This window comes from Priestia endophytica DSM 13796 (assembly GCF_900115845.1).
Taxonomy (GTDB): domain Bacteria; phylum Bacillota; class Bacilli; order Bacillales; family Bacillaceae_H; genus Bacillus_I; species Bacillus_I endophytica.
In genome coordinates, this window is the sequence record NZ_FOXX01000003.1 from 238,449 (window position 1) to 260,080 (window position 21,632).

A 21,632-nucleotide genomic window follows, 5' to 3' on the forward strand; every position below is an offset into this window, starting at 1 on the left:
CCTCCATTCAAGCCTCATTTTTTAATCAATTTCCGACTGTTGCTCTACATTTTGGGGAATGGAAACCTCATAATAAAATCTTTCCACTTCCCTTTTTGAATTGAGGCCCCCGGATCAAAGTATGGAATCGTAAAGCTGTCTAGTTTTGAAATATGAATCGTTACAATAATAAAGAAAAGAGTGACTCCATAAATTCCTAAAAGCGCTGCACTAATCATTGCTCCAAAACGTAAAACCCGGAATGCAAGACCAAACCCGTACTGAGGCACAATAAATGAAGTGATTGCTGTGATGGAAACAATAATGACCATAATTGAACTTACAAGATTAGCCTGTACGGCCGCTTGCCCAATAACAACCCCTCCAACTAACCCAATTGTTTGACCAAGCGGGGTTGGAAGTCGTATTCCAGCTTCTCTCAATAATTCAATCGTCATTTCCATAATAATTGCTTCAATAAAAGGTGGAAATGGCACATTTTCACGGGTTTGTGCAATTGTCAACGCTAGTTCAGTTGGCAACAATCCTTGATTAAATGAAACAAGCGAAATATAAATCGAAGATAAAAAAAGCGTGATAAATAAAGATACATACCGAAGTATGCGCAAAAACGTTCCCGCAATCCACCGCTCATAGTAGTCATCAGGAGACTTTAACAACATGTTAATTGTCGTGGGAACAACAAGAACAAATGGTGATCCATCGACCATAATGATCACTCTTCCATCTTTTAAAGCTGCTAAGGCAATGTCCATCCGCTCTGTATTTTGAATTTGTTGAAAGGGAGAAAACGGTACTTCTTCGAGAAGTTCACCAAGCATACCCGAATCTTCAATATCTCTCTCCTGAACTTTCGAAAGCTTTTCTTCTACTATCTGAAGCAGCTTTTCATCAGCTGTACCTTTAATGTAAAGTTTGGTGATCTTTACTTTTCCGTGCAAACCAACTTCACCTTGCTCAATCATCAAATTTTGATCCTTCATAAACTGACGAATAAGCCCGATATTTTCATCCGTATTTTCAATAAAGGAAAGCTTTGGACCGCGGACAACGCGTTCTGTTGTTGGTTCAGCAAATGCTCTCATTTTAGGCATTATTGTATTTAACGAAAAAGCTATATTCATTCCATCCACAAGCAAGACAGACATTCCATTGAAAATAGCTTCTAATATTGCTTCATACGAAGAAAGCTCTGTTTGCTTAAGAAGTCCAATCCTAGAAAATAAAATTTCTTTAAATGGATATTCGAATTCTGTTAAGTAATCAATTGAAGTTAATGAATCGATGAGCTTTTCAAGCGCTTCACTATTTAACGTATTTTGCAAATATAAAATGGTACATGCTCTATCATGTTTTTTTATATAAATATCTTTCCGCGACATGTCTGCCTGGTCTTTTAATAAAGGCGTAAGATATGCTAAATTCCTTTCTAATCCAGTGCTTAACGAAGATATATCACTCATTATCATCACCAACTCTTCCCAATATCGCTTTTATTTTGTCACAAAAGGTAAATATTATACGTTTTGCTAAGTCTGATAAAGAGTCTGAACATTACTCTTTCGCAAAAATAAAATGTACGTTAAAATAAGGTTAATAAAAGAAATTAATCTTATTGATGAATTAAATAAACTTAAAAACCGAACTTTAAACAATATTCAAGATTCATAATTTGTTTTTAGACAAGGAGGAGTTTTATTATGTTTAGCGGAAAGAAAATGCTTTTATTAGGTGCAGGTGAACTTGGAAAAGAGATAATGATTGAAGCCCAGCGTTTTGGTATTGAAACAGTTGCTGTTGATCGCTATGAACATGCTCCAGCAATGCATGTTGCTCATAAACATTATGTAATTGATATGTTAGACTCACACGCCCTCCGTGACATCATACAAAAAGAACAGCCGGACTTTATCGTTCCGGAAATTGAAGCCATCGCAACAGATGAACTTGTTGGTCTTGAGAAGGAAGGATTTAACGTTGTTCCAAATGCAAAAGCAACTAAACTAACGATGGATCGAGAAGGAATTCGCCGGTTTGCTTCTGAAGAACTGAACATCCCCACAGCTCACTATCAGTTTGCAAATACATATGAAGAATTTACTGAAGCTGTATCACAAATAGGCTACCCTTGTGTCATTAAGCCACTTATGAGTTCTTCTGGAAAAGGACAAAGTATTTGTCGTAGTGAAGAAGATTTAACATCATGCTGGAACATAGCTTTAGAAGGCGGACGTGTAAAAAGCACGCGCGTTATTATTGAAGAATTTATTTCTTTTGACTCTGAAATTACCCTTCTTACAGTGAGAGCTGTGAATGGAACTAAATTTTGCGCTCCAATTGGCCATAAACAAGAGAACGGAGACTATATTGAATCATGGCAGCCACACTATATGACAGAAAAACAGCTTAAAGAAGCAGAAAGAATTGCAAAGGAAGTAACGGACGGATTAGGGGGATATGGGCTTTTTGGAGTTGAGCTTTTCCTAGCAGGAGATCGTGTTTATTTTAGCGAAGTTTCCCCTCGTCCTCATGATACAGGTCTTGTAACACTTGCAACTCAAAAACTGTCAGAATTTGCTTTACACGTGCGCGCCCTGTTAGGTTTTCCTATTCCTGAAATCAAACTCAGCACACATGGCGCAAGCCGACCATTGAAATCATCGCAAGAAACGAAAGAATATGAAATGAGAGGATTGGAGGATGCACTTGCTCTTCCACATACAGAAGTACGTGTTTTTGGGAAGCCAAATGCTACTGTAGGGAGACGTTTAGCTGTTGCCCTGTGCGGTGCTGAAAGCGTAGAAAAAGCTCGTGAAACAGCTAAAACAGCTCACGATTTTTTACATATTAATAGTTTGGATTAATCACCATATACACTCCCTTTTCATCATGGTAAAATTTGAAAAGGGAGGTTTTTCTATGGATATATTCACCATACTTTTTATAGTAGTGCTTGGAGTTCTTTATATTTCAAGTCGTATCTCGCAATTGGAAAAAAAGATGGACCTTAGAATGAAAAGGTTAGAAGCCTTCATCACAAAAGATAAGCATGATGCTTTCTTTCAATATGAAGAAGAGGTAAAAGATGAGCTAAAGCAGCTCGTAAAAGATGGAGAAAACGTAAAAGCAGTAAAAAAGGCCCGCGAACATTTCGGATTTTCTCTTCTTGAAGCAAAGCAATATGTTGATTCCTTACATTAAAAAAAGAGAGCCTAGGCTCTCTTTTTTTAATGTGATGCGGAAGGAACTCCCTCTTCTTGCTCAGAAGAAGCTTCCCCTTTTTTATTTTCAAGTTTAATTTTTTTAAGAAACAACGTAAATAAAGCACCAACGATAATAAGTGCAAACCCTACGAAAAATACGCTGTGCAAAGATTCCATTAAAGATGTTTTTAAAATAGGAACTATTTCTCCAGGCATACCTTTAACAGAGTCTGGACTAAATAATGACTGCAGAAGTCCTTGTGGATTTGTGCTAATCATTTCTTTTAGCTTTGTAACAAGCGCGCTTGCTTGAGAAGGAAGAGTATCTAGGTATGGAACTAAGTCGTTTGTTAAAAGCGTACCAGACTTTGCATTCATCACAGCTCCTAACACTGTAATTCCAAATGTCCCACCAATCGAACGGAAAAACTGACTTGAAGATGTCACAACTCCAAGCTCTGCTTTTGAAAAGCTTTCTTGTAAAGCAAGCGTAATAATAGGCATTACAAGTCCCATACCAAGACCAATAATAGCCATATATGATATGGCAGTAAGCTGACTTGTGTGAAGATTTAGTGTTGTTAATAGGAAGAAACCGAATGCCATGACAATCATACCTGTAATAATTTGTGCTTTCACACCGATTTTATAGACAAGCTGACCACCAATAATACTTGTTACAATCATCGCAATCATCATTGGTGTCATAATTGTGCCAGATTCTGTTGCACTTACTCCAACGATGCCTTGCATAAAGAATGGAACAAACGTAACAGCACCAAACATCCCAACACTCATCAAAAATCCGATTAAATTTAAAAGAGTAAACGTTCGATTTTTGAAAAGGTACATCGGTAAAATAGGCTCAGCTGCTCTATTCTCAACAATAACAAAGCTTACTAAACCAACAAGAGCAAGAGCGAACAATCCAAGGATTTGCCATGAATCCCAAGCATAGTCTTTCCCACCAAAGCTTAGCGCTAAAAGCAAGCTTACAACTCCAACAATCATCGTAAACATTCCAGCAATATCAAATTTAATCTTGCCTTTTCGTTCATGTTTTTCAAGACCGATAGCAATAAATATTGCAGCTAAAATCCCAACAGGAAGATTAATATAAAATACCCATTTCCAGTTCAGAGAATCAACAATCCAACCGCCAATCTGCGGACCAATAACAGAAGCTAAACCATAAATACCACCAAAAACCCCTTGGAACTTCGCTCTTTCTTTCCCTGTGAATAAATCTCCGATTACAATCATCGCCATTGGCATCATAATGCCGCCGCCAATTCCTTGCAATCCTCGGTAAATGATAAGTTCTGTCATGTTTGTTGCTAATCCGCACAATGCAGAAGCAATCATAAAGATAACAATACCTGATACATAAACTGTTTTTCTTCCAAGTAAATCAGCTAGCTTCCCTGCGATAGGTACAACAGCTGTTGATGTTAATAAGTATGACGTTGTTAACCACGTCATCATGCTAAGCCCGCCAAGATCTCCGACAATTCTCGGCATTGCTGTTCCAACAATTGTGCCATCAAGAGCAGCAAAAAACATAGCAATAATAAGTCCTGTCAAAACAAGCTTACGACTGCCTGATTTATTATTTTCAACTGTCATTATTTTCCCTCTTTCCTATTCTACTATTTTTCTTTCTAAAAGCGCAGAAATCTCGTTATGTGTTCGTAAAATTCCTTCATATTCTTTTTCTGTTAATACATCTGCTGCTTGTTGAAAAACATCGTGTATTCCACTTTTTTGAACATGAAGCTCTTTTAAAAAGCGTTTTCCCTCTTCACTTAACAAAAGTTCTACTTCCCTGCGGTTTCCTTCTACATGATGTCGCTCGATAAATCCTTTTGAAACAAGTCCTTCAACAGCTTGACTTAACGTACTTTTCGGAAGAAACGTTTTTTCTACAACTGTTTTTTGAAGCATCTCCCCATATGGCGCAATGGTTACTAAAATGACATATTGAGGAACAGACAGTCCATGGTTTACCGCTGTTTTTTGAATAAGCTGCATCATATTTTTTTGCACGTTCCAAAAAGATTTAAGAAGCTCTACAGGACGTCCTTCACGTAGTTCATTACCTTCCATATTTACCTCACTTAATATTAAATTTATTAATTGTTCCATTTAGAACAGTTTTTTTTAGAACTTTTATATTCTAATCCCTATCTTCTTTAAAGTCAATCATTTTATTTCCTTATAAAAAACCCTCCCTTTACGAGGAAAGGGAGGGTTTTTTTATTGAGGAGGATTATATGATTTCAATACTTTATCTCTTACATACTTAAGATGTTTATACATCTGTTGGAAAGCATCAATTGGATCATGATTACAAAGAGCATTATAGATCGCTGTATGATGCTGAGCTGTTAATTGTGGTTCTCTAAACGTTATTTCATTATCCGTCTTTTCATGTGTAAGGAGCAAAGAATGTATCATTCCTTCTACAATTTGATTGTCTGCACTTGTGGCAATAATGCGGTGAAATTCTTTATCAAATTCACCATAGTTATGGTCTTTGCTGTTTTTGATACTTTCAATTGTTTTCTTTAGCTGCTGAAGTTGTTCATCCGTTATTTTCTCAGCAGCCATTGTTACAAGACCCAGCTCTAATGTCATGCGAGCTTCCACAATAGCAGGTAAGTTATCAACCGCAAGGGCAAGCATAACTGAAAAAGGCTGTGTACCTACTTTGTTATTAAAATATGTACCATCGCGTGTTTTTCGCGTAATTACCCCTAATATCTCTAAAGCACTTAATGCTTCTCTTAATACAGGTCTGCTAACATGGAGAACGTCAAGAAGCTCCATCTCCGTTGGAAGTTTGTCACCCGGTTTCAGCTGTCCGCTAATGAGAAGCTCAATAATTCGGTCAACAACTTGTTTAGCAAGCGTATTTCGATTCACAGATTTAAATGAAACCTTCTTCATTGGCCCCGTCATACGTATTCCTCCTTTTTGAATCCTACTTCTTCTATTATAAGAAAGAATGTTGCATATTACCAATCTATCATCCAAAATTATGCTTGCTTTTCTTTGTATTATAAGGAAAAAGCTCGAACAATATGAGGACTGTTCGAGCTTTCAAGAACATTTGTTTCACCTTTTGTTATCGAACTAAACAAGGACGCTTGTTATCAAATTTCCAATCCTGAATTAAATATTGCATTGCTTTTGCATCGTCTCTTGCTCCAAGACCCATTTTTTCATACAGCTCATGAGCTTTTTCGATTTCTTCCATATCAACTTCTATACCAAGGCCAGGGCAATTTGGTACTTCTACAACCCCGCCTTTAATTTGGAACGGCTCTTTTGTTAATCGTTGACCATCTTGCCAAATCCAATGTGTATCAATTGCCGTAATATTTCCAGGTGCTGCTGCTGCCACGTGAGTAAACATCGCTAATGAGATATCAAAATGGTTGTTTGAATGAGACCCCCATGTTAATCCCCACTCGTGACACATTTGAGCAACTCGAACAGAACCTTGCATCGTCCAGAAATGTGGATCTGCTAGTGGGATGTCAACAGATTGGAGCATAATAGCATGGCCCATTTGGCGCCAATCTGTTGCAATCATATTTGTCGCTGTTTGCAAACCTGTAGCTCTTCTAAATTCCGCCATTACTTCACGCGCTGAATATACACCTTCTGCTCCACATGGATCTTCAGCATATGCTAAAACGTCATGTTTATTTTTACAAAGAGAAATAGCTTCTTCAAGTGACCATGCTCCATTTGGATCAAGAGTAATTCTTGCATTTGGAAAACGTTTGGAGAGTGCTGTAACAGCTTCAATTTCTTCTTCCCCTGCTAGCACGCCACCTTTTAACTTAAAATCGTTAAATCCATATTGTTCGTACGATGCTTCAGCAAGACGGACAACCGCTTCTGGTGTTAACGCTTCTTCATGGCGAAGTCTAAACCAGTCATTTTTTTGATCTTCTTCACTTCTGTATGCTAAATCTGTCTTTTTACGGTCTCCTACATAAAATAAGTAACCCAACATCTCCACAGACTCTCTCTGCTGACCTTCTCCTAGAAGAGCAGCAACAGGAACGCCTAAAAACTTCCCAACAAGATCTAAAAGAGCTGCTTCTAATGCAGTAACAGCGTGAATTGTAACGCGAAGATCAAACGTTTGAAATCCACGCCCAGCTGCATCTCTGTTTGCAAATTTCTCCCGCACGTTATTCAAAATAGCGTTGTATCGCCCAATTCTCTCCCCAATAACAAGTGACTTAGCATCTTCAAGGGTCTTTCTAATTTTTTCTCCTCCTGGTACTTCGCCAACGCCCGTATTTCCTGCACTATCCTTTAGAATAACGATGTTCCGTGTAAAAAAAGGACCATGCGCTCCGCTTAAATTTAATAGCATACTGTCATGACCTGCAACAGGAATCACTTCCATACTTGTAATATGTGCTGTTTTCTCTTTTTCTCCTTGAATCCCACTGTTTTGAATTGCGTAATTTGTCATATCCATTCACTCCCCTTTGTCTTTTGAACACGCTTACATCTTAAGATTGCTTTCAGGTTTCATTCCTGCACCTTTTAACTCCACTCGTTTAATTTCACCAACAAGAAGCAAGTAGCTTAGAATAGCAACAATCGCATTTGCTCCGACAAAAACGAGTGCTCCGTTGAAAGAGCCTGTCGCATTTACAATATATCCGATGATGATAGGTGTTGTAATAGAAGCAATGTTTCCAAATGTATTAAAAAGTCCGCCGCTTAATCCTGCAATTTCTTTTGGCGACGTATCTGAAACAACAGCCCAGCCTAATGCACCAAATCCTTTTCCAAAAAACGCAAGTGACATAATGACAACAACAAGCCACTCTGCATCAACATAGTTACAAGCAATCATACTGCAGGAAAGCAGCATTCCAATTACAATTGGCGTTTTACGTGCAAAGGTTAAAGAACGCCCTTTTTTCAAGAAGAAATCAGACACAATTCCTCCTAGCACCCCACCGACAAACCCGCAAATGGCAGGCAGAGAAGAAATAAATCCGGCTTCTAGGATAGACATGCCGCGCGCTTGAACTAAATAGACAGGAAACCATGTTAAGAAAAAGTAGGTTAGTGTTGTAATGCAGTACTGCCCAAGATAAACTCCAACAAGCATCCGATTTGTTAGTAGCTGCTTCACTTGAGACCACTGCGGTCCTTTTTTTGTTTCTTTCTCTTTTCCTTCTTTTCTTTCTTTTCCTTCATCCATATCAACTAAGCCGCCGCCTTCTTCTATGTAGGCTATTTCTTCCTTAGTTATACGAGGATGTTTTTTAGGACTATGAATAACTTTTAACCATACGCCTGCTAGAATCATTCCAAGAACACCCATCACAATGAAAACCATGTGCCAGTCAAATCTATGTACAATCCATGCCATCAACGGTGAAAACAATACTAATGCGAAGTACTGAGCGGAATTAAAGATTGCTGAGGCTGTTCCTCTTTCAGATTTTGGAAACCATGAGGCAACAATCCGACTGTTCCCTGGAAATGAAGGAGCTTCAGCAAGCCCTACAATAAAACGCAAGCTGAATAACATAATTATAGCAATTCCTGCGCTAAAAAAGCCGATGAATCCTTGAAAAAAAGTGAAAAGAGACCAAAAGAAGACACTTGCAGCAATGACTATCTTTGATCCAAACTTATCTAAAAGCCATCCACCAGGAAGCTGTCCAATAACATATGCCCAACCAAATGCTGAAAAGACGTAGCCCATTGATACAGCACTTAATCCAAGATCTCTTTGTACAGAGTCACCAACAATTGAAAGCGTTGCACGGTCAGCATAGTTAATTGTTGTTAAAACAAAAAGCATAAAGACAACAAACCAGCGAACCCGACTTTTTCTTGTATTTTCGATGCTTAATTTTGCTTGACCCATTGTTATCCTCCCCTTGCACTATGATCTAGCGCTTTCCCCATGTTCCCCCCTGATGCTTATCCTTTTTGTAAAGCGCTTCCTCTTTATATAGATGGAAGAAATCACCCCCGCTTTTCTTCCATCTATATATTGAGGAGAAGCCATTTATCCTTTAACAAAAACAGTCTTAATAGCTGTAAAAAATTCTTTTGCCGCTTCTCCTTGTTCACGAGAATGTGAGCTTGATTGTTTCATACCTCCAAACGGCGCTTGTAGCTCTACTCCCGCACTTTCTGAATTGATCCGTACAAGCCCTGCATCCATTTCATTAATGAATGACAGCATAGAGCTAATGTTTGTTGTGAAAATAGAAGCACTTAAACCGTATTCCACATCGTTTGCAATATGAAGAGCTTCTTCAACACTTTCCACTTTAAGAAGCGCAATAACTGGACCAAAGATTTCTTCTTGAGCAATCGTCATCTTGGAGTTTACATTTTCAAAAATTGTAGGTTGAACATAATAACCATCTTTAAGCTCGCCTTCTGTTAATCGTTCCCCACCATATAAAAGTGTTGCTCCTTCTTCTTTTCCTTTCTCAATATAAGAAAGAACCGTATTGAGCTGACCTTCATTTGCGCATGGGCCCATCCATGTGCTGCTATCTTCTCCATTACCTACCGTAAGTTCTTTTGTTTTGGCTAATAGCTTTTCTTTAAACTCTTCATAAACACTGCTTTGGACAATAACGCGACTTGTTGCTGTACACTTTTGACCTGTTGAGCGAAATGCCCCGCTAATTGTTCCATCAACAGCTAAATCTAAGTCTGCATCATTTGTTACAATAACCGGGTTCTTTCCACCCATTTCAAGCTGGTACTTCGCTCCACGTGCAAGTGCTTGCTGACCGATTCTCTTTCCAACTCCGTCTGATCCTGTGAAAGTTACTGCTTGAATTCCCGGGTGAGTCGCAATTCCTTGTCCAATAACAGAGCCAGAGCCTGTTACCATGTTAATGACTCCCTCTGGAACATTAGCTTCTTGAAAACATTGAATAATTTTAGCACACGTTATCGCAGTTTCTGTTGCAGGCTTAATTACAACTGTATTTCCGTAGATAAGCGCAGGTGCCATCTTCCAAATTGGAATAGCAACAGGGAAGTTCCAAGGGGTAATGACACCAACAACGCCAAGCGGTGCACGTGTTGTAAACATAAGCGCATCACTATCAGTTGAAGGAATCACATCGCCTACTTTACGCATACCTTCACCAGCGTAGTAGCGTAATATAGCAATTCCTCTCATTGTTTCACCTTTTGTTTCCCCAAGCGTTTTTCCCATTTCACGCATTGCATAATGAGCGATTTCATCTATTTTCTTTTCCATAATATCAGCAACAGCGTATAAATATTGTCCTCGCTCAGATCCTGATAGTTTCTTCCATTTCTGTTGTGCTGCTGCAGCTGCTTGAACTGCTTCATTTAAATCTTCTTCCGTTGATTTTTGAACATATCCAACAACGTCTTTTGTGTTTGCTGGATTGATGACTTCAATCACTTCACTCGAAGATGAGAAAACTTCTTTTCCATTAATAAAGTTTGGATATTGCTTTTCTTCTGTATGAATACTCATAGTTCTCCTCCTTGATTAAGCGTTTACAATTTGTACAGACTTAAGAAAGAACGCTTTTTTGTGTTTTTGGATATTTTTGGAATGTGCTTTCGATTACTTTTTCAAGATCGCGATAATCTTCTTTATCAACAGGTACAACAGGTGGGCGTACCGTATTTTTTACAGGCAATCCGATAATCTCCATTCCTGCCTTAATAAGTGATACAGCATAGCCTGATTTTCGATGACGAATCGAATTAATAGGTAGAATAACGTTTTGATACAGCTCTGTTACAAGCTCTTGATTTTGATTTAAGATTGCATTATAAAACATTCTTGAAACGTGTGGAATGTAGTTTGAAATGGCTGAAGAATATGAATCAAATCCAATTGGAGCATATGCAGGCATTGTCACTTCCGCCATCGGCATTCCGTTCAGCCATCCTAATCTTTTTCCAACTGTTTGTGTTAACTGAATATTGAGTTCCATGTTTCCATAGCCATCTTTTAAACCAACAAGCTGTGGAAGATCAAGTAATTTTTGAAGCGTTGGAAGCTGCAGAATCGCATTGTCTCTTTGATACACAATTGCATTTAAGCTTGTAGAATCAATAATTGTTCTGAGATATTCATACAGTCCTTCCTGCTCTCCTTTAATCAAGTAAGGAGGAAGAATTAAATAACCATCTGCCCCTTTATTTTCTGAAATCTTCGCCCACTCAAGTGCCGTTGATAAATTCCCTCCTACTCCTGTATAAACAGGTACTTTACCATTTACAACACTTTGAGCCACCTCGACCATTTTCTCATACTCACTTGTATTTAAAGCGTGGAATTCTCCAGATCCACAGGCAATAAAAATAGCTTCTAATCCCTCATCTAATAAAAATTGAATGTTAGCTTCTAATCCTTTTTCGTCTATTTTCCCTTGCTCATTAAATGGAGCAACAGGAAAACCTAGAATCCCCGTTGGTGCTTTTCTTGTGATCGGCATATCTTCTTCCCCTTTCCAAACATTCTGATAATTTACAATTTTATTGTAAGACAAATTAAATTGTTTTGTCAACGGTTACAAAAAATTATTCTTTTCTTTTTTTATAAACTCCTCTACCAGGCTAAAAAAAGAGCATACTTGTCTTTTCAATAGGACTTCTCTACTTTAATATGATATTTTCGTAACTTTCGATAAAGGGTACTTCGGTTAATGCCTAGAAGACGTGCTGCTTTCGAGATATTTCCATCACATCCCTTCACTACTTCTCTAATCTTTTCCTTTTCGTTTTCTTTTAGTGACTGCTGTTCTTCCTGCTCCTTAACCATTGAGTTCACTCCGAAGTAGTGTGAAATATCTTCTCGCTTCACTCTATCTTTTTCTTCTACAACAACAAGTTTCTCTATAAAATGCTTTAATTCCCTTACATTCCCTAACCATTGTTGCTTCTCCAACATCTTATATGCATCCTCACTTAAGGAGAATGTTCTTTTATACTTCTCGTTATAATGCTGAAGAAAGAGCCTAGCAAGATAAGGAATGTCGCTTTTTCTATCACGAAGAGGTGGAATCGTAATTGATAAAACGTGCAATCGATAAAACAAGTCTTCTCTAAACGTTCCTTTTTGTATACTTTCAACTAAGTTTTGATTTGTAGCGGCAATAACTCTAACATCTGTTGAGATGTACTGATGACCTCCTACACGCATAAATTGTTTCTCCTGAAGCACCCTTAACAACCTGCTTTGTGCAGACGCATCCATTTCACCTAACTCATCAAGAAATATTGTTCCTCTATGAGCTAATTCAAACAACCCTTTCTTCCCTTTGCGTCTTGCTCCTGTAAACGCTCCTTCTTCATATCCGAAAAGCTCACTTTCAAGAAGAGAAGATGGAAGAGCAGCACAGTTTATAGCAACAAATGGACCATTTCTTCGCTCGCTTTCGCTATGAATGCTTTGAGCTAGAAGTTCTTTCCCTGTTCCAGATTCTCCTGAAATAAGAACAGTGGCTTCTGTTTTAGCCATTCTAAGTCCTGTCCTTTTTACACAGTCTAACTCTTCTGAAATACCGAACATATCTTGAAACGTATAAGAAGCTGTCAAGTTTTTATTTCCTATATCTTTTCTAATTTTCTCCTCCATTTTTTGAATGTGGGTAATATCTTGAAAAGCAATCATTCCTCCTACCATCTTTTCGTCCACAATAATAGGAATTTTATGAAATAGAAAAGTTTTTGTTCCATATATTTTTGTTTCTCCTAGCTCATTTTTCTCCTTCAAGTCGGGAAAAGAGTAGAATGGAAAAAGAGTGGAAAGAGATTTTCCAATGATGTTTTTAGCCTCTATTTCTAAAAGCTTCTCCGCTGCTTCGTTAAATACGTTAATCAACCCTTTATCATCTACCCCGATTACTCCTTGTGTGGAGTAATCTATCAACGCTTTAAACATTTGGGTTCTCTTCTTCTCTATTTTCCGACCATTTACAATTCGTTTAGCTTCTAAAAGAGCGTTCTTAATGGCAAAGTCTCCTGAATGAATCACACAAGCTTGAAATCCTTTTTTACGTGCATAAACAGCAGTACTCATTCCCCCTACAATAATGTCTGCATCTTTAAATAAAAGATTATTAACTTTTGTGAAAATATCTTCCTTTTTCTCTAGTTTATAAAGGGAAAGCGACACATTTAAAATAGAGGATAAGCCTTCTACTTCTTCTTTCATATTTTCAAAAGCGAAAAGTGCTATTTTAGGCGAAACAAGACCTGTTTTTTTCTTGCTTTCATGAAAACACTTTGCTAAATCTTGCCCAGTAACTCGAATGTCAACAAGCGGAATAGTTAAGTTTTCTTTTCTTAAAAGAGAAGCTGTTCCACCTCTTGAAATAATGACATCTACATGGTCATTTTGTAAGCTACAAGCTAGTTTAACTGTTCTCCCAAGCCTTGATAAGTAGATTTCTACTTCGTTCTCTAAAGACAATCTTTTTATCATGTCTTGTCCCTTTTTATAAAGAGCTTTATCTGGTGCAATAAAGATTATTTTCCCCATTGTTTTCTCCCCTTTTCTCTAAGATCATTATTCTATCTTTTTTCGTCTTTTTTTCTCTTTCTCCTTTCTCATCTCTCGCAAAATACAACAAGTGTCGCCAACATATGTTGCAAAACGATACACTTATTCCTATTCTTTTTCTGTAATCCTCTAAGAAAGCGACTTCATTTTATTTGGCACGTTTATTGCATATTACAATAATAGCTTTTATAAAAAGGAGATGGAAAAATGTCAATAAATAAACAGAAAAAGAGTAGCCCTCTTTATATTAAAGTACATGAAAATGATAATGTTGCCATTGTTGTAAATGAAGGTGGTCTTTCAAAAGACACCATTTTCCCATGTGGTTTAAAACTCATCGATGATGTTCCACAAGGTCATAAAGTTTCGCTTACCTCTTTATCCATTGGAGAACCCATTATACGATATGGAGAAATTATTGGGTATGCTCGTGAACCGTTACAAAAAGGAAGCCGCATTAGAGAAAGTGCTGTCTCGCTCCCTGTTCCTCCAACATTAGCAGAGCTGATTCAAGAAAGTCCCAAAACAGAAGAAATGAAGCCTCTTAATGGATATACGTTCCTTGGCTATGAAAACAACGACGGCAGTGTGGGAACGAAAAATATCCTCGGAATTACAACAAGTGTCCAATGTGTTGTCGGTGTTCTAGATTATGCCGTAGAACGTGTAAAGAAAGAACTTCTCCCCCATTATCCAAACGTTGATGACGTTGTAGCTTTAAACCATAACTATGGCTGTGGAGTTGCTATTGATGCAGCTGATGCTGCCATTCCTATTCGTACTGTCCAAAATTTAATGAAGCATCCAAACTTTGGGGGAGAAGTGATGGTTGTTGGACTTGGATGTGAAAAGCTAACAACAGGTCGGCTTTTATCAAACGACGATAAACGAGATGTTGTTCTCCTGCAAGAAGAGCAAGGATTTCATGGCATGCTTGAAACAATTATGAAAATGGCTGAAGAGAAATTAAAGCGGTTAAATAAACGAGAACGTACATTATGCTCTCTATCCAACTTAGTTGTTGGATTACAATGTGGAGGAAGCGATGCTTTCTCTGGAGTAACGGCTAATCCTGCTGTTGGATATGCAGCAGATCTCCTCGTCCGTGCTGGGGCGACTGTCTTCTTTTCTGAAGTAACAGAAGTTCGTGATGCTGTTCATTTGTTAACACCACGAGCGGCAAACGAAGATGTCCAAAGAAAGTTAGTAAAAGAAATGGAATGGTATGATCGCTATTTAGAACGAGGAAAAGCTGATAGAAGTGCAAACCCTTCACCAGGAAATAAAAAAGGCGGTTTAACAAACGTTGTGGAAAAAGCACTTGGTTCTATCGTTAAATCTGGAAGAAGTCCAATTGTAGATGTATTAGCACCTGGAGAAAAAGCAACTAAAAAAGGTCTTCACTATGCAGCAACACCTGCAAGTGATTTTGTTTGCGGAACGTTGCAACTTGCCTCAGGGATGAATTTGCACGTTTTTACAACAGGACGCGGTACTCCTTATGGTTTAGCAATGGCTCCTGTTATAAAAGTTTCCACACGAAATGCTTTGAAAGAGCAGTGGCATGATTTAATTGATATTAATGCAGGAGAAATCGCAACTGGAAATGCGACAATCGAAGATGTTGGCACAGAGCTTTTTCATTATATGATTGATGTTGCAAGCGGTAAAAAGAAAACATGGGCAGACTACTGGAAGCTTCATAATGATCTTTGCTTATTCAATCCTGCTCCACTCACTTAAAAAAATCGTCCTTTTGAAAGGACGGTTTTTCTACGTTCTAAAAACGTTCCTTCTAAACAAATAGTTTGTATACAAACTATATTTACACAAACAATATTAAGATGTATAATAGGAAACATGTGATTTTACTCAGGGGGTTATATGAGAAGATGCTAAAGGATGATATTGGATTTTGCACGAGCACAACAAGTAAATTGCTACGAAGTACTGTAACACATTCACTAAAGCCGTTCAATATTACAGCTGAACAGTGGACCGTTTTAAAACAGCTTTCTTTTGTTGAGCATTTAACACAAAAAGCATTAGCAGAAAAAGCTGACAAAGATCAAGCAACTTTAACGAAAATTTTAGACTTACTTGAGAAACGTGATCTTGTAAAACGTTTACCAAATCCTGATGACCGGCGCTCTTACCTTATTGAAATTACAAACGAGGGGCGCGTTCTTACGGAAAAGGTTCTTCCACATATTGAGAATTTGTACACAACAATATTTGAGGGGATTTCGGAAGAAAAGCTACGTTCTTTTGTGAGTGTTCTTCAAGACATTCAGTTTAATGTGAAGAATAAGTTACATTAATTTTTCAAAAAAAGAAAGAAGGTAATATTTTGGAACACGAAAAAACAAAACTATGGACAGGTCAATATGTAATGATTATTGTTATTACATTTTTGTTCTTCCTAAGTCTTCAATCCCTTTTAGGAGGGTTCCCTGTTTTTGTAGGTGAAATTAGTCACAATGCAACAACAGGTGGTTTAATGACAACAGTATTCATGGTTGCTGCGATCCTATCTCGACCATTTATCGGGATGTTTCTTGAAAGACTAAATATGAAAAAAACAATGCTTATCACTCTTGTCTTTCTTATTGCAGCTGTCGCATTAAGCTTTAACAATGAATCTGTCTCATTTTTAATTGTTTTACGTATTATTCAAGGAGTTGGGTTTGGTATCATTACAACCCTTTTAGCAACATTCGCTACTAATTTAATTCCGCCAAATCGTATTGGAGAAGGAATTGGGTACTTTGGGCTTTCAACAAGTATCGGGACATCTGTTGGTCCAATGATTGCTTTATCACTTATTCATGCATACAGTTTTAATGTTCTTCTTACTTTTTCTATCATTTTAACAGTATTGACATTTGTCGGTGGAATCGCCCTTCGTTATAAATACACGCCACCAAAAGTTTCACATACAAAATCACTTCTTGATCATGCTTTTGCACGAGCAGCACTTCTACCGTGTTTTCTTGTCATGATTTTTTATATTACATTTTCCGGTATTGTGAACTATTTAGATGGTCTTGGAGCTGATACAGGTCTTGGAGGAAAAACTTCTTTCTTCTTTCTTATCGTTGGAGCGATGCTCGTCTTAACAAGACCCTTTTCAGGTAAAATTTATGATCAATTTGGTCATAAGTTTTTAATTTATCCTGCGTGTATCACAGGTATTATTGGTCTTCTTTTACTTTCACATACAGCACACTTTAGTATGCTTGTTGTTTCAGGTATTTTTTATGGGATTGCATACGGAATTATGCAGCCAACATTCCAAGCTTGGGCTGTTAGCCGTGTTACTCCAGATAAAAAAGGAACAGCAAATGCAATGGTTCTAAGCTTTATGGATTTAGGAGTTGCCATTGGTGCCGTTATTTTAGGGCAAGCAGTTGGTGCACTAGGATACAGTGCCATGTACGCTTGGTCTTCAATCCTTGTCGTTGCAATGGTTCTTATTTATTTTGCACTCACAACGTTTAAAAAATCGAACAAAAATACGGTCCATACAGAAGCTTCATAACAAAAAGGCGCTAATTCTCATTAGCGCCTTTTTACTATCTAAGGAGATTATTCTCTCTGAAAAACATACTTATCCTTGAGAGAAAAAATCACCAAATTTTAGTAAACTTCGTTAAAAATCGTCTACTTTCTGATAGTCAAAAAAGGAGGAAGCAATTCTTTCTCGGTATTCATTTCCACTATGGAAACGAAAATGATGAAAGAAACTCTTACTCTTCTTTTTCATATAAATAAACCCTAGCATTATGAGCTCGTGTAAACTTTTCGCCTTTAAAACCTCTTTTCAACAGTTCTTTTCGCAAGTAAATCATCACAGCCCCGTGACTTACAACTAATACATTCTCCCTTTTCTCAGCCAAAATTTCGTCTACAACTGTAATCACTCTTTTCTTCACTTCTGCTTTTTTCTCAGTCTGAGAAGAATGATTACAAATCCAGGCAAGACGCATAATCACAGCATGACTTTTCACAGAAAGCTTGATGCCTCTTTTAAAAAAAGGAGAAACCGGGATTTCACGGAGCTCAGAGCGCACAAAAAGCTCATCATTATAAATTGATTTTGCTGTTGTAAGCGCACGAGGCAAATCACTTACAAAACAACATGTCCAATCAATCCCTAAAAGGTCAATGTCCTTTTCCTCTATGTCTGCTTCATCATATCCGTTTAACCACTGTTGCAGCTCAATTCTTTCAACTCTTTTCGTAGGATACGCATGATTTACTTTAAAATGTCGCACTAACCCAATCTTCATATTTTCCCACTTTCCATATTTTTCTTTATTATAAAGTAAAAAAGAAAAGAATTTAAGAAAAAATGAGCGACTAGAAAGATTTATTCTCATGATTTATTAAGTTATCTATGCCTAAAAAAAATGGCAGTCATCAAGACTGCCTAGTTTAAAATTAATATGTTTCAGATACACCTTATTATGTTGACGCGCTTTATTAACGTGAAAATTAGGTATTATGAAGTTTTTATTCACCGAAATTAAGATGACGTCCATTCTCCTCCATTCACATGAAAAGTTTGACCGGTTACAAACCGTGAATCATCTGAAGCAAGATAAACATACGTTGGGGCGAGCTCAAATGGTTGACCTTGACGCTGCATTGAATTTTCAACAAGTGAAACCTGATCTGCAGAAAAACTTGCAGGAATGAGAGGTGTCCACACTCTTCCAGGAGCAACCGCGTTTACCCTAATCCCTTTATCTACAAGATTGTTAGCCAATGCACGGGTAAATCCAACATTAGCTGCTTTAGTCGCTGTATAATCAATCAATTGTTTGTTTCCTATATATGCTACAACAGAAGCTGTATTTATAATCGAACTCCCCTTATCCAAATATGGAAGTGCAGCTCTCGTTGTATAAAAATGTGAGTAGATATTTACCTTAAAAGTATCATCAAATTGTTCATCCGTAATATCTAGTAAATCTAATTGCTGAAACTGGATTCCAACATGGTTACAAAGCACATCTAGCTTTCCATATTCTTGAATTGTTTTTTTCACGATATCAACGCACTGCTGTTTCTCTCTTAAATCCCCTGGTAACAACAAACAACGCCTTCCAAGCTCTTCAATTCTGCTCTTTGTTCTGTTCGCATCCTCATGTTCGTCTAAATATGAAAGAGCTACATTAGCTCCTTCTTTAGCAAAAGCGATAGCAACCGCCGCCCCAATTCCACTGTCGCCTCCTGTAATCAAGGCAACCTTTTTTCTTAATTTTCCGCTTCCTTTATAATTTGGATTTTCAATGATTGGTCGTGGAACCATCAGCTTTTCTACACCAGGCTGGCGAAGTTGACGTTGTTCTGGTACTGTAATTGGAATCTCTTCATAGCGTGTTATTTTCCCATAGTTAGGGTGCATTGGATAACCTTTTTGTTCATCATATGACATAAGCAATCCTCCTAATCAACAATCTTCTGGTTACTTTATGTCACAGAAGCCCATATAGTGCAAGATTCTTATTTTTAAAATATGTAAGCTTAGTACGGGCTCAATGCTGTAAAAATTGAATATGGTAAAGGGAAGTAATGCTTTAAGGAGGTTCTGTATGCAAGATTATGAATACAATCCCGAAGTAAAATTATTGTTAGTTAACCATTCAGACGAGAAAGTTCAACTGTTATATAATGCAAATCCATATACTTGGTCAATGCCCAAAATAGGACCTAGACCTCCCTATTATTGTCATCCAAGGTATGAGCAATATTATCCTACTATTTAGTAAATCCATTACATCAAAGGCATTGAAAAAGCACCGTAGAAAACAATCCTACAGTGCTTTTTCCTATTGTTCTTCTATAACTCTTCCGTCTTTATACACATAGTAGAAACCTACTGTTCCTGTGCCCCCTTCATCAATAAACTCCTGACTCGCTACGTGAACACGATAGTACGTTTGTCCATCTTGATCTGCTTTCGGTTTCCAATCTGAGCTAAAAACAAATCCCTCTCCAAACTTTGCTTTTGCATATGATATTGCTTGTTCTTTTGTGAAAGAGTAATCGATTGTTGCTTCATCTTGAGCAAGCATGTTCCATGTTTCTTCGTCAACAATGCCATCAACCTTTAGACCGTGGCTCGCTTGAAATACTTCAATAGCTTGTTTTGTTCCTGCTTCAAATTCCCCGCTTACAACTGTTGGATACCCTACACGTGTTAACGTTTCTTGAAGTGTTTGAACCTCTTTTGAATGTGAAAGAATGCCTTCATAAAGGACAGTGTTTGTAACATTTTCTGTTGTTGCTTTTATATTTGTAGTATGAGCTTCTGCGCTCGCTGCAAACGGAGCCGCAAATAGAGCTATTGCAGGTACAACGGCTAACCATTTCTTTTTCATTGTTAAACGTCTCCTTTATTTTCCGTCTTATATGTTACGTTACCTAATCGGAAGAATTTTAAACCTATTAAAAAAAGAGAATCCTTAAAAATTAGGATTCTCTTCCTTACCTTATGCTCATTCGTTTAGCCGTAAATCCACACGACTCTCTTACAATAAGCTCATCTGTTAATACAAATTTTTTTCTCTTTAAAGGCTCACCTTTCATTTGATGAACAAGAAGCTCCATTGCTTTTTTACCAATCTCATATTTTGGCTGATCAATCGTTGTAATGTGAGGTTCAATAATGGAGGACATTTGAAGATTATCAAAACCTACGATAGCTATGTCCTGAGGAACAGATAATCCGCTGTCTTTTGCCGCTTTAATAGCACCAATAGCCATTTCATCATTAAATACAAACACAGCCGTTGGAGGATCTGCAAGGGATAGGAGGCGAATCATTTGATGGTACCCTGACTCAAGATTTGATTCTCCTTCTTGAATATAAGAAGAGTGAATTTCTAAGTCGTGACTTATCATAGCTTGTTTATAACCTTTTAAACGGTCACGACTCAAAATAACGTTCATTGCTCCTGCAATATGAGCAATTTTCGTATGTCCTAACTGAATTAAATGTTCCGTGACTTTTCGTGCCCCACCAATATTATCAATAGACACTGTTGATACATCTAATCCATCAATATACTCACAGGCAAGAACAATAGGAAATTGTTTTGAAAGCTCTTCAATTTTCTCCTCTTCCATTCGAGCGGTTAATAGAATCATTCCATCAGCTTGTCTTTGAAACATAAGATCCACAAGTTCTCTTTCTTGTTCAACATCGTTTTCTGTATCTCCTAAAAGAACCCTGTACCCATGCTCTGCAGCTGTATGCTGAATCCCTTTTAAAACTTGGGAGAAAAAGGGTTGTGTAATATCTGGTACCACAACAAGAATTGTTTTTGTTTCTTTTGTTCTAAACTGTCTTGCAATCATATTTGGCTTATAGTTTAGCTCGTGGATTGCCTTTTGAACTTTCTCTCTTGTTTCATCACTCACTAAATGTGGGTGTCTTAAAACGCGAGAAACAGTCGCAGGCGCTACTTTAGCTAGCTTGGCCACATCGCTCATTTTCGTCATACGTTCACTCACCTTTGTATTTGTAGCACATAGTTTTTATAATGTTCACGTTCACTTTCAACTATTCTATTTTAGCACGTTCATCAAGGACAAAAAACAAGGAAAGCTTTCTTTTCTCCAAAGATGCATGACGGATTAATGGCTTTTGGCTCTATACCACCCTTCTTATTTTCAACAGAGAAAAGCTATTTTGATATAAAAATTGGTATGAAACATTATTCAAAAAATGTTTCACACCAGCTGCTTTTAAAGATTAACTTTTTGAACTAAACGCTAGCTCTCCTAAAGCTCTTTCAAGCGTATAGCGACTAGATTCATCTGCTCGATCTTCTTCAATATGGCTACTG

Annotated in this window: 18 protein-coding genes; 5 read left to right on the top strand and 13 right to left on the bottom strand. The window is 37.5% G+C overall.

The genetic code is table 11. The annotated features are described in order from the left end of the window. Window positions 1-44: 44 nt before the first annotated feature. Window positions 45-1,463 carry a spore germination protein gene (locus BM012_RS08020; protein ID WP_061805233.1) on the bottom strand — a complete coding sequence of 473 codons (1,419 nt, stop codon included), beginning with the start codon at window positions 1,461-1,463 and terminating at the stop codon, window positions 45-47. Between the two features lie 237 nt (window positions 1,464-1,700). Between BM012_RS08020 and purT the strand changes: the two genes are divergently transcribed. Continuing rightward, on the top strand, window positions 1,701-2,864 hold the full coding sequence (purT, locus tag BM012_RS08025) for a phosphoribosylglycinamide formyltransferase 2 (protein WP_061805129.1): 1,164 nt from the start codon (window positions 1,701-1,703) through the stop codon (window positions 2,862-2,864). A 55-nt stretch (window positions 2,865-2,919) separates the two neighbouring features. Then, a complete protein-coding gene (locus tag BM012_RS08030) occupies window positions 2,920-3,201 on the top strand; it encodes a hypothetical protein (RefSeq protein WP_061805128.1) in 282 nt (93 codons plus the stop codon). Window positions 3,202-3,227: 26 nt separating this feature from the next. Here the strand turns inward: BM012_RS08030 and BM012_RS08035 are convergent, their stop codons facing one another. From BM012_RS08035 to BM012_RS08070, 8 genes are all read right to left on the bottom strand, one after another. After that, on the bottom strand, window positions 3,228-4,829 hold the full coding sequence (locus tag BM012_RS08035; RefSeq protein ID WP_061805127.1) for an MDR family MFS transporter: 1,602 nt from the start codon (window positions 4,827-4,829) through the stop codon (window positions 3,228-3,230). A gap of 15 nt (window positions 4,830-4,844) precedes the next feature. Next, window positions 4,845-5,309 (bottom strand): MarR family winged helix-turn-helix transcriptional regulator, encoded by a 465-nt coding sequence (locus BM012_RS08040; RefSeq protein WP_061805126.1) that lies wholly within the window; start codon window positions 5,307-5,309, stop codon window positions 4,845-4,847. A 150-nt stretch (window positions 5,310-5,459) separates the two neighbouring features. Beyond that, window positions 5,460-6,164 carry a FadR/GntR family transcriptional regulator gene (locus BM012_RS08045; protein ID WP_061805125.1) on the bottom strand — a complete coding sequence of 235 codons (705 nt, stop codon included), beginning with the start codon at window positions 6,162-6,164 and terminating at the stop codon, window positions 5,460-5,462. 166 nt (window positions 6,165-6,330) lie between these two features. After that, the gene (gene gudD / locus BM012_RS08050; RefSeq protein ID WP_061805232.1) at window positions 6,331-7,701 is read right to left on the bottom strand and encodes a glucarate dehydratase; all 1,371 of its coding nucleotides are present in this window, start codon (window positions 7,699-7,701) and stop codon (window positions 6,331-6,333) included. A gap of 33 nt (window positions 7,702-7,734) precedes the next feature. Then, window positions 7,735-9,120, bottom strand: a complete 1,386-nt coding sequence (locus BM012_RS08055; protein WP_061805124.1) for an MFS transporter — start codon at window positions 9,118-9,120, stop codon at window positions 7,735-7,737. Between the two features lie 144 nt (window positions 9,121-9,264). After that, window positions 9,265-10,731: an alpha-ketoglutaric semialdehyde dehydrogenase GucD gene (gene gucD, locus BM012_RS08060; RefSeq protein WP_061805123.1), complete on the bottom strand. Its 1,467-nt coding sequence runs from the start codon at window positions 10,729-10,731 to the stop codon at window positions 9,265-9,267. Window positions 10,732-10,771: 40 nt separating this feature from the next. Continuing rightward, window positions 10,772-11,704, bottom strand: coding sequence for a 5-dehydro-4-deoxyglucarate dehydratase (kdgD, locus tag BM012_RS08065; protein WP_061805122.1), 933 nt, complete (start codon window positions 11,702-11,704; stop codon window positions 10,772-10,774). Between the two features lie 146 nt (window positions 11,705-11,850). Then, window positions 11,851-13,752: a sigma-54-dependent Fis family transcriptional regulator gene (locus BM012_RS08070; protein ID WP_061805121.1), complete on the bottom strand. Its 1,902-nt coding sequence runs from the start codon at window positions 13,750-13,752 to the stop codon at window positions 11,851-11,853. Between the two features lie 228 nt (window positions 13,753-13,980). Between BM012_RS08070 and garD the strand changes: the two genes are divergently transcribed. The 3 genes from garD (at window position 13,981) to BM012_RS08085 (ending at window position 17,314) form a co-directional block, all read left to right on the top strand. Then, window positions 13,981-15,516, top strand: a complete 1,536-nt coding sequence (gene garD, locus BM012_RS08075) for a galactarate dehydratase (protein ID WP_061805120.1) — start codon at window positions 13,981-13,983, stop codon at window positions 15,514-15,516. A 149-nt stretch (window positions 15,517-15,665) separates the two neighbouring features. Further along, window positions 15,666-16,094, top strand: coding sequence for a MarR family winged helix-turn-helix transcriptional regulator (locus BM012_RS08080; protein ID WP_061805119.1), 429 nt, complete (start codon window positions 15,666-15,668; stop codon window positions 16,092-16,094). A gap of 29 nt (window positions 16,095-16,123) precedes the next feature. Further along, a complete protein-coding gene (locus BM012_RS08085) occupies window positions 16,124-17,314 on the top strand; it encodes an MFS transporter (protein ID WP_061805118.1) in 1,191 nt (396 codons plus the stop codon). A 208-nt stretch (window positions 17,315-17,522) separates the two neighbouring features. On the opposite strand, the gene BM012_RS08090 is transcribed toward BM012_RS08085, so the two are convergent. The 4 genes from BM012_RS08090 to BM012_RS08105 form a co-directional block, all read right to left on the bottom strand. Further along, a complete protein-coding gene (locus tag BM012_RS08090; protein ID WP_061805117.1) occupies window positions 17,523-18,065 on the bottom strand; it encodes a histidine phosphatase family protein in 543 nt (180 codons plus the stop codon). A gap of 236 nt (window positions 18,066-18,301) precedes the next feature. Then, window positions 18,302-19,216 (bottom strand): SDR family oxidoreductase, encoded by a 915-nt coding sequence (locus BM012_RS08095; RefSeq protein ID WP_061805116.1) that lies wholly within the window; start codon window positions 19,214-19,216, stop codon window positions 18,302-18,304. Between the two features lie 394 nt (window positions 19,217-19,610). Next, a complete protein-coding gene (locus tag BM012_RS08100) occupies window positions 19,611-20,162 on the bottom strand; it encodes a peptidoglycan-binding domain-containing protein (protein WP_061805115.1) in 552 nt (183 codons plus the stop codon). A gap of 106 nt (window positions 20,163-20,268) precedes the next feature. Then, window positions 20,269-21,285 carry a LacI family DNA-binding transcriptional regulator gene (locus BM012_RS08105; protein WP_061805114.1) on the bottom strand — a complete coding sequence of 339 codons (1,017 nt, stop codon included), beginning with the start codon at window positions 21,283-21,285 and terminating at the stop codon, window positions 20,269-20,271. Window positions 21,286-21,632 lie beyond the last annotated feature (347 nt).

Bases quoted from the DNA above. Each gene is read 5' to 3' on its own strand.
- BM012_RS08040 (WP_061805126.1), bottom strand. From the start codon at position 5,309: ATGGAAGGTAATGAACTACGTGAAGGACGTCCTGTAGAGCTTCTTAAA.
- purT (WP_061805129.1), top strand. From the start codon at position 1,701: ATGTTTAGCGGAAAGAAAATGCTTTTATTAGGTGCAGGTGAACTTGGA.
- gucD (WP_061805123.1), bottom strand. From the start codon at position 10,731: ATGAGTATTCATACAGAAGAAAAGCAATATCCAAACTTTATTAATGGA.
- BM012_RS08045 (WP_061805125.1), bottom strand. From the start codon at position 6,164: ATGACGGGGCCAATGAAGAAGGTTTCATTTAAATCTGTGAATCGAAAT.
- BM012_RS08095 (WP_061805116.1), bottom strand. From the start codon at position 19,216: ATGTCATATGATGAACAAAAAGGTTATCCAATGCACCCTAACTATGGG.
- BM012_RS08055 (WP_061805124.1), bottom strand. From the start codon at position 9,120: ATGGGTCAAGCAAAATTAAGCATCGAAAATACAAGAAAAAGTCGGGTT.
- BM012_RS08090 (WP_061805117.1), bottom strand. From the start codon at position 18,065: ATGAAGATTGGGTTAGTGCGACATTTTAAAGTAAATCATGCGTATCCT.
- gudD (WP_061805232.1), bottom strand. From the start codon at position 7,701: ATGACAAATTACGCAATTCAAAACAGTGGGATTCAAGGAGAAAAAGAG.
- BM012_RS08080 (WP_061805119.1), top strand. From the start codon at position 15,666: ATGCTAAAGGATGATATTGGATTTTGCACGAGCACAACAAGTAAATTG.
- BM012_RS08070 (WP_061805121.1), bottom strand. From the start codon at position 13,752: ATGGGGAAAATAATCTTTATTGCACCAGATAAAGCTCTTTATAAAAAG.
- kdgD (WP_061805122.1), bottom strand. From the start codon at position 11,704: ATGCCGATCACAAGAAAAGCACCAACGGGGATTCTAGGTTTTCCTGTT.
- BM012_RS08105 (WP_061805114.1), bottom strand. From the start codon at position 21,285: ATGACGAAAATGAGCGATGTGGCCAAGCTAGCTAAAGTAGCGCCTGCG.
- BM012_RS08100 (WP_061805115.1), bottom strand. From the start codon at position 20,162: ATGAAAAAGAAATGGTTAGCCGTTGTACCTGCAATAGCTCTATTTGCG.
- BM012_RS08035 (WP_061805127.1), bottom strand. From the start codon at position 4,829: ATGACAGTTGAAAATAATAAATCAGGCAGTCGTAAGCTTGTTTTGACA.
- BM012_RS08020 (WP_061805233.1), bottom strand. From the start codon at position 1,463: ATGAGTGATATATCTTCGTTAAGCACTGGATTAGAAAGGAATTTAGCA.
- BM012_RS08030 (WP_061805128.1), top strand. From the start codon at position 2,920: ATGGATATATTCACCATACTTTTTATAGTAGTGCTTGGAGTTCTTTAT.
- garD (WP_061805120.1), top strand. From the start codon at position 13,981: ATGTCAATAAATAAACAGAAAAAGAGTAGCCCTCTTTATATTAAAGTA.